This is a genomic window from Roseicyclus sp. (assembly GCF_018402035.1).
Classification (GTDB): Bacteria; Pseudomonadota; Alphaproteobacteria; order Rhodobacterales; family Rhodobacteraceae; genus Roseicyclus.
This window is the reverse complement of record NZ_JAGYJN010000001.1, coordinates 810,081-817,707: the sequence shown is the minus strand read 5'-3', so window position 1 is coordinate 817,707 and position 7,627 is coordinate 810,081. Positions and strand designations below refer to the sequence as shown.

Annotated in this window: 8 protein-coding genes and 1 pseudogene; 2 read left to right on the top strand and 7 right to left on the bottom strand. The window is 50.9% G+C overall.

Going from position 1 to position 7,627, the window contains the following annotated elements; genetic code table 11:
* The first annotated feature begins 75 nt into the window (after positions 1-75).
* Entirely contained in the window at positions 76-1,149 is a 1,074-nt protein-coding gene (locus tag KG698_RS03980; protein ID WP_213684232.1) for a tartrate dehydrogenase, read from the top strand.
* A 520-nt stretch (positions 1,150-1,669) separates the two neighbouring features.
* Here KG698_RS03980 and KG698_RS15420 read toward each other — a convergent pair.
* Positions 1,670-1,852 (bottom strand): annotated as a pseudogene (locus tag KG698_RS15420) (UDP-glucose 4-epimerase GalE); the annotation flags it as partial.
* Positions 1,853-2,118: 266 nt separating this feature from the next.
* The gene (locus KG698_RS15415) at positions 2,119-2,544 is read right to left on the bottom strand and encodes a DegT/DnrJ/EryC1/StrS family aminotransferase (protein WP_367114028.1); all 426 of its coding nucleotides are present in this window, start codon (positions 2,542-2,544) and stop codon (positions 2,119-2,121) included.
* Positions 2,545-2,561: 17 nt separating this feature from the next.
* Between KG698_RS15415 and KG698_RS03965 the strand changes: the two genes are divergently transcribed.
* Positions 2,562-2,948 (top strand): IS5 family transposase, encoded by a 387-nt coding sequence (locus KG698_RS03965; protein WP_213684230.1) that lies wholly within the window; start codon positions 2,562-2,564, stop codon positions 2,946-2,948.
* 24 nt (positions 2,949-2,972) lie between these two features.
* On the opposite strand, the gene pseI is transcribed toward KG698_RS03965, so the two are convergent.
* The 5 genes from pseI to pseC are packed head-to-tail and all read right to left on the bottom strand — an operon-like array spanning position 2,973 to position 7,626.
* Positions 2,973-4,022: a pseudaminic acid synthase gene (gene pseI / locus KG698_RS03960; protein WP_213684229.1), complete on the bottom strand. Its 1,050-nt coding sequence runs from the start codon at positions 4,020-4,022 to the stop codon at positions 2,973-2,975.
* Complete coding sequence (locus KG698_RS03955; protein WP_213684228.1) at positions 4,006-4,620, bottom strand: formyltransferase family protein; 615 nt, start codon at positions 4,618-4,620, stop codon at positions 4,006-4,008. The genes pseI and KG698_RS03955 overlap by 17 nt, the downstream gene beginning before the upstream one ends.
* 44 nt (positions 4,621-4,664) lie before the next feature.
* Complete coding sequence (pseG, locus tag KG698_RS03950) at positions 4,665-5,768, bottom strand: UDP-2,4-diacetamido-2,4,6-trideoxy-beta-L-altropyranose hydrolase (protein WP_213684227.1); 1,104 nt, start codon at positions 5,766-5,768, stop codon at positions 4,665-4,667.
* Complete coding sequence (gene pseF / locus KG698_RS03945) at positions 5,765-6,466, bottom strand: pseudaminic acid cytidylyltransferase (protein WP_213684226.1); 702 nt, start codon at positions 6,464-6,466, stop codon at positions 5,765-5,767. The genes pseG and pseF overlap by 4 nt, the downstream gene beginning before the upstream one ends.
* Positions 6,463-7,626, bottom strand: coding sequence for a UDP-4-amino-4,6-dideoxy-N-acetyl-beta-L-altrosamine transaminase (gene pseC / locus KG698_RS03940; RefSeq protein WP_213684225.1), 1,164 nt, complete (start codon positions 7,624-7,626; stop codon positions 6,463-6,465). The genes pseF and pseC overlap by 4 nt, the downstream gene beginning before the upstream one ends.
* Between the last annotated feature and the right edge of the window lies 1 nt (position 7,627).

Here is a 7,627-nt window from a genome sequence, read left to right as displayed (position 1 = left end):
ATATAATACAAGAAAGCTTGAGCGCGCAGGGCGCAAGCGCGTATCGCTGCGCTGAGCCAAATCACAGGATGCGCCATGAACAGCTATAAGATCGCCGCCATTCCCGCCGATGGGATCGGCCCCGAGGTGATCCGCGCGGGCCTTGCCGTGCTGGATGCCGTCGCCGCCCGCGATGGCGGTTTTGCAGTCGACGTCACCGAGTTCGACTGGGGCACGGATTACTATAAGCGCCACGGTGCGATGATGCCCGCCGATGGGCCGGAGCAGCTCAAACCCTATGACGCGATCTATTTCGGCGCGGTGGGTGCGCCCGATGTGCCCGATCACATCACGCTGTGGGGCCTGCGCCTGCCCATTTGTCAGGGGTTTGACCAATACGCCAATGTGCGCCCCACGCGCATCTTGCCGGGGATCAAGGCGCCTTTGGCCGGTGTCGGCCCCGGTGATCTGGATTGGGTGATCGTGCGCGAAAACTCGGAAGGGGAATATTCCGGCCATGGCGGGCGGGCGCACAAGGGCCTACCGGAAGAGGTGGCGACCGAGGTGTCGATCTTTACCCGTGTGGGCGTGACGCGCATCATGCGCTATGCCTTTGCCTTGGCACAACAGCGGCCTCGCAAGCTGTTGACCGTGGTGACGAAATCCAATGCCCAGCGGTTCGGCATGGTGATGTGGGACGAAATCGCAGCCGAGGTGGCGCGCGAGTTTCCCGATGTCACATGGGACAAGATGCTGGTTGATGCGATGACCGTGCGGATGGTGCTGAAGCCGCAATCGCTTGACACGATCGTCGCCACGAACCTGCATGCCGATATCTTGTCTGATTTGGCGGGCGCGCTGGCCGGGTCGTTGGGCGTGGCACCCACGGCCAATATCGACCCCGAGCGGCGTTACCCCTCGATGTTTGAGCCGATCCATGGCTCGGCCTTTGACATCACGGGCAAGGGCATCGCCAACCCGGTCGCAAGCTTTTGGACAGCGGCGCAAATGCTGGAGCATCTGGGCGAACCAGCGGCCGCCACCCGCCTGATGGCAGCGGTGGAACAGGTCTGTGCGGCGGGCATCATGACGCCGGATGTGGGCGGCACCGCCACGACGCAAGAGGTGACAGATGCCGTCATCGCCGCGGTGCGCGGCGCGAACGCCTGAGACCACGAGGGCTTGATGGGCAAGGGGCGGCCGAAGGGTCGCCCGTTCGCATGCGCGCCGCGTGTCGGGGAAGGAAAGGAGAATGTGGAGGCGAGTATCGGAATCGAACCGATCTACACGGATTTGCAATGGAATGTTTCTATATAACTTATTGTTATTAAGAAATTATTTTTATTAAATGTGAGGCGTGTATGTAAATGTGTAAATCCGCGTGCTGCAACAAAGCACGAATTGTGTGTTGAACACGGTGATTGTGCCTGAAGAGTTTTCACCACACAAAGATGACACGCTGGAAATTAGAAAGGGCACTGTCTGACGTCAACGCCTATGGATTAAACTCGGAAGCAAATTCCTCAAGGTAATCTGCGAATTCGTCAAGGACCTTATCTGCATTGAAATATTGCTTGAATAACTGTCGTGATTCTGGTGGTTTTTTCTAAAATGTTTAGGTTTCGAGGCGATATTTGTAATTAGCGTGGTCAAGTTGGCAACGTCCCCCGTTTGGTATGATAGGACTATATTCTTTGTAGCTACCTGTCTGGTGCCAGCGCCATGCGACTGTGATCATTTGTTTCAGGTTTGATCGATCGGGCGACCGCCCCAATTCTGTTTTTGCGCGCAGCGATCCCGACACCAGTTTGGTGCAATCCTCGCGGCGGCGCGCACCTTCGATGATGGGGACGGCATGGTTTGTGACATGTTTGAGCCCCACGTTAGGCCGACCAAACGTCTTTGCGTAGCTGCCGCGGATTGAAGCCTTACTGCTGGTTCCATATATTTGCCGACTGTTGAGCACATCACCCTCCCTAAGCGACAGCTGAAATGTTGCGCCATTCGCCTTGACCGTTGGCGTGCACATCAGAACAATGCAGACAACCGACGCCAACTGAGTCAAAGTGTTTTTGGTGAGGCTGTTCATGAGAGGTATCTTTTTTGTTGGGAGCAGGGTGCTGCGTGCGAATTCTGTGATTATTTGATGGAATCTCTCAAATGCGTCAGCGCCAAATGGTCCTTTAGTTGCTGCTCGGTTTTTGATGTATCCGCGGATTTTGGACAGACAGAACGGCGAAGTTTGGGGGCGACCCAAATCCCTATTTTATATGTTGTGGTAAAAATCACCGCAAACGTGACAAAAGCGATCGCTGCATTGCTACGGTCACCTGAAACCAAAACACCTGCCACCATTGGTGCAAAAACAAAAGGCATGGTCAAAAGGCTTGCCAGCATAATTGCTTTTGTTTTTGACGTGATCGCTTCTTCAATCTTTTCGGCGTCGATGTTGTGCGTATCGATATCGATGTCGACAAATACGGGCACAGCTCCAAATTGAATTATCGGGTTAACAGTCGTCGGGAATCCTGCTGCTACTCCGATTATTTCGTCCCCTTTTTTGATTGCTCTTTCGCCGAGCTTTGACCACCAAGGTCGTTGCTTTGGTCGACGCGCTCGGAAACCTGGCCAACTTCGTTCTCCTGCCAGGTCAGGCTCACGATATGAAGGGCGTCGAGCCGCTCATCGATGGCGTTGCATTCGATGCTCTGTTGGCCGACAAGGCGTTCGGCGCCGATTGGCTTCTCACAGAATTCGATGCGCGCGGTGCCACCGCCATCTTCCCAGCAAAAGCGAACCGCAAATTCCTGCGCGATTACGATAAACACGCCTACAAATGGCGGCATTTGATCGAGAATTTCTTCGCAAAGATCAAGGAATTGAGAGCGATAGCAACCCGATACGAAAATACAGCGTCAAGCTACGCCGCAAACTGGCATCTCGCGGCTGCCATCATTTTTGCACGCTGAATGTCCACAGACCCTAAATGGATATCATTTAATTACGCGCATTTTAACGGGTGTATTCTTTGAAATATCCTCAATTATAGTTTGCCCGACAATGCTGTCAAAATATTTAGGCGGCAAACCATATCCTGGTCGGACACTGCGGATACAGTCAGGGGTGATGGTTTCACCAGCTGCCATATCCCGGACAAAGTACAACGACCTGCGGAATTGCACATTTCCCTGTTCACTTGATTTGCGACCGTAATCCACTTGACCCAAGGCAGCCCATGCTGTTTTCGTATCTCGGCACAAGGCTGCCATTTCGGCCGGTTCTAGGGAAAAGCTATCATCAGGTCCGCCACCATTGCGATCAAGGGTGAAGTGCTTTTCAATGATCGATGCCCCTAAAACAACACTGGCAATTGCGGTTGTATTGTCCAACGTGTGATCCGACAGGCCCGTGGCCAAACCGAACCGATCAATCATATCTGGGATGGTTTTCAGATTATAATCCTCGGCTGGCGCAGGATAACCACTGACGCAATGCAATATCGCTAAATCCGTACAACCCGCAGATTTAGCCGCATCAACTGCCTCTGCGATTTCGGTTTGATCCGCCATGCCAGTCGAAATGATCATCGGTTTTCCAGTGCTGGCGGCATATCTGATCAGCGGCAGGTCAATCGCCTCAAAGGAGGCAATTTTATAGGCAGGTGCGTCCAGATCCTCTAGCAAATCAATGGCGGTGGTATCAAAGGGCGAGCTGAAGATTGTAATGCCAACCCTGCGCGCGTGGTCAAACAACGGTTTGTGCCAATCCCATGGCGTATGCGCCTCCTCATACAGATCATAGAGAGTGCGGCCATCCCACAGTCCACCTTTAACAACAAAATCCTCTTTTTGCGATTTAAGCGTAATTGTATCAGGCCTATAGGTTTGAATTTTCACCGCGTCAGCGCCTGATGATTTCGCCGCTTCAATTATTGAGTATGCCGCATTTATATCACCATTATGGTTCGCAGACATTTCAGCAATTATGTAGGGGGACACACCATACCCGATTAAGCGGTCATTAATCTTAATCTGTTTTTTCATCGAACTTTTCCAATATCAGTTTGTACTTTTGGCCATTGATTTCAAAGAATACTGGATATCTGTGAGGGTCACAAACGCGCAAAAGGTCAAACTGCTCTGCTATTGTTTTGTTGATATCCAAACAGCTATCTTGCACTGCACGCTTCGGCCAGTACGTTGGTTGTATATTCCGATCTTGCTCCATTGGTACGACAGTTTTGCTGTGCTCAACCGCCCAATTCATCAAACCTATTTCTCCTTGAAAAAGAGCGTGGTTTATTTCATTCCAAAGAAAATGATTTGGTACTGGTATGCGTATCTTTTTCCATATTTTACCCGTATCGATTTGATCCTCTGCTTCGATCAAAGACAATATAATTTCATTTTTTCCGCTTAGAATATCCCAGATATAGGGACTCCAGCCTCGACCTTTAGGCAGGTCACTAGCGTGCAAAACTAGAACGTGCCTAAAGCGATGTCGCACATGTTGAGTAATTTTTTCGGAGCATGAAACCACGAACAATATGTCTCCAGAACTGAGATCAGCACTTTCTGAAACGATTTGCACCCGGGAACTGGAACTTTGTTGCTCTTTTTTCCAAGCCTCAAGATAAGGCATTATGGGGTGTAAAACATTACTGCAAATAATTGATATTCGCATCGCTAACTCCATTCAAGAACATCTAATGTCGCCTCAACACCAGAGCCGTCAGTGACTTCTGCAGATCGGGCAGACAAATTTTCCAAAATATTGGAAGTAGATACATCGTTCAATAAAGCGGATATTTTATACCTAAATTCATCAATACTCGTTAGCAGCGCTACACCCGCAGCTTGGATAGAAGAACTTATAAAGTTTTGGTTCAACGCCAGCTCAATTTGAATCGTTGGCACTCCCAACGCGCAGCGTTCCCATGTGGTGGAACCCCCTGCGCCGATGGCCAAATCACACGATGTCATCAGCTCTGCCATATTGTCCACACCCGACAAAACTTGGGTGGGGACAGGCATGTCGGCTGCTTGCTTTGTGACCTGTTCACGCCATGGGGCATGTGGGCCCAATACAACGGTGATTTTATCAAGCGATGTCGTCTCCTCTCTCTGTAGCGCGGCTAGAACACGGCCCGTCACATTGTCAGCATCGACGCCACCCATTGTCACCAAAATATGGCGCAGTTGTGGGGTTTTACGACGTGCAAGGCTGGCATCACGCCATTGTGCAAATTCAGGGCGCAGCAGAGCATATTTTGGGCCAAGCAACAGTTTTGCCGGCTCTGGGAGCAGATGTTCGTAGTCTTGATTGCATCGACCCAAGCTCTGATCAAGCAGTAGGTCACAATCGTGCGGTCTGTCGGCTAAATCATCGATGCACATTATACGCGCGCACTTTTCACGCATCGCTGTTTCCCATCGATGATCCAGCGCATAGTGATCAACGATAATCCAATCCACAGTGCCAAAAATAGCATCACAGGATTGCAGTGCATCTGTTTGCCAATCGCAACCCAACCAGTGGGCATGTGCGGGCTGGTCCGGCGATGCGCTGTCGTCCCCAGATGCGAATGGTAACGTAATTACGCCAAATCCCCGTTGTTCAATCAGCGCAATCAAATTTCCCTGATGAGCACGACAGATAAAATCGACATGTGCCCCAAGATCGGCCAACCCCGCTGCCAAGGTCAGACAGCGCATCACATGACCCGTTCCTATTTGCAACGATGCATCCGCACGGATTACAACACGCATAGAACTGGTGGTTTGGTTCATTTGGATGCCTGCGGGTCTGCTATAGCTCGCATGAGTACCTCGGCCTGTTCCCAATCTTCAGGGGTGTCGATATCTTGGACACGATAGCGTGGCAGAATAACAGGTACAGATCCCGGTCCAAAAATCAGTGCTCCTGATTGCCATGCAGACTTTGTCCCCCAATAAAACTGACCGGCATCGTGATAGGCCTCGGGTAAATCTTGGGAACGCGTTTGAAATTGCACGGGATCAAACATTTCGACGCGCCCATCAGTGCCCAGCTTGATGGCACGCTGAATGGGAAAGGCAAAAGACGTCACAGAAAATGCAAAATCCGCCCCCGATTGGATCAATTTTTCCGCACCACGACGAATATCCTCACTTTGGATAAACGGTGCAGTTGCGTAGATACAGCACACTTGGCTGGGAGCGTATCCATGCGCCTGATGCCAGTCGATTGCATGGGCTACTACCGGGATTGTGCCAGTATAGTCATCAGACAACTCCACAGGTCGTTCGAACGGAACATCAGCGCCGCAATCGCGCGCAACCGCAGCAATTTCAGCATCATCCGTACTGACAACAATTCGGTCAAAAACACCCGCATCATGCGCTGCTTGGATCGACCATTCGATCATGGGCTTGCCACCGAACGACTTAATATTCTTGCGCGGAATACGCTTGGATCCACCGCGGGCAGGTATGACAGCCAGCTTCATTTTTCCAAAATCTCATGGAGGGCTTGAATGACTTGCGTTTGCGCCTCATCCGACATGCTTGGATACATCGGAATGGAAATAGCATTTTTGTAATACGATTCAGCCTGTGGATAATCCCCCCACCTAAATCCCATCGCCTGATAATAGGGTTGGATGTGAACGGGAATATAATGCAGGTTCACCAAAATACCCCGATCCCGCAACGATTGGAACACTTGCGCATGCGTCAACGGTGCAATCGCATCCAGATCCAGTCGAATAACATACAGATGATAGGCCGAATGCCCATATCCAGCCTGTGCGGGCAGCGTCAGCGGCAAATCTGACAATTCCCTATTATAGCGCGCGGCGATGTCATGACGGCGTTTGATATAATCATCCAAACGCTGCATCTGGCTAACCCCTAGGGCCGCCTGCAAATCAGTCATGCGATAATTATACCCGAGTGCAATTTGTTGATAATACCACGGTCCATCCGACGCATGTGTCATCAATGCAGGATCGCGTGTGATACCATGGCTGCGATATAGGGCCATTTTTTCGGCCAAGCTATCATCATTGGTTAGCGCCATACCGCCTTCAGCAGTGGTGACAATTTTTACGGGGTGAAAACTAAAAACGGTAATATCACTATAGGCGCAATTTCCAATTGGTTGGTCGTGATACCGTCCCCCAATCGCGTGGGAAGCATCCTCAACCACCTTAACCCCATAACGCTGGGACAAATCATAGATAGCCGCCATATCACACGGCTGCCCAGTCAAATGCACAGGGATTAATACCTTAGGCAATTGCCCCTTTTGGTTAGCCAATGCCAATTTCTCAGCCAAAGCTGTAACTGACATGTTATAGGTGAGCGGATCAATATCAACAAAATCAACCCCCGCACCACAATATAGCGCTGCATTCGACGACGCAACAAAGGTGTTGGGTGATGTCCACACAACATCTCCAGCCCCTACGCCCAAAGCCATCAACGCAATATGCAGCGCCGATGTAGCGCTGTTTACAGCCACAGCATGGCGTGCACCACTGTGCTGCGCAACAGACTGTTCAAACTTGGGAACCGCAGGGCCTTGCGTCAAAAAATCAGACTGCAAAACCTTAAGAACTGCGGCGATGTCACTGTCTTGGATATCTTGGCGACCATATGGGATCATG

Excerpts from the sequence above, each read along its gene's own strand:
- KG698_RS03980 (WP_213684232.1), top strand. The coding sequence starts at position 76 with ATGAACAGCTATAAGATCGCCGCCATTCCCGCCGATGGGATCGGCCCC.
- pseI (WP_213684229.1), bottom strand. The coding sequence starts at position 4,022 with ATGAAAAAACAGATTAAGATTAATGACCGCTTAATCGGGTATGGTGTG.
- KG698_RS03955 (WP_213684228.1), bottom strand. The coding sequence starts at position 4,620 with ATGCCTTATCTTGAGGCTTGGAAAAAAGAGCAACAAAGTTCCAGTTCC.
- pseG (WP_213684227.1), bottom strand. The coding sequence starts at position 5,768 with ATGAACCAAACCACCAGTTCTATGCGTGTTGTAATCCGTGCGGATGCA.
- pseF (WP_213684226.1), bottom strand. The coding sequence starts at position 6,466 with ATGAAGCTGGCTGTCATACCTGCCCGCGGTGGATCCAAGCGTATTCCG.
- pseC (WP_213684225.1), bottom strand. The coding sequence starts at position 7,626 with ATGATCCCATATGGTCGCCAAGATATCCAAGACAGTGACATCGCCGCA.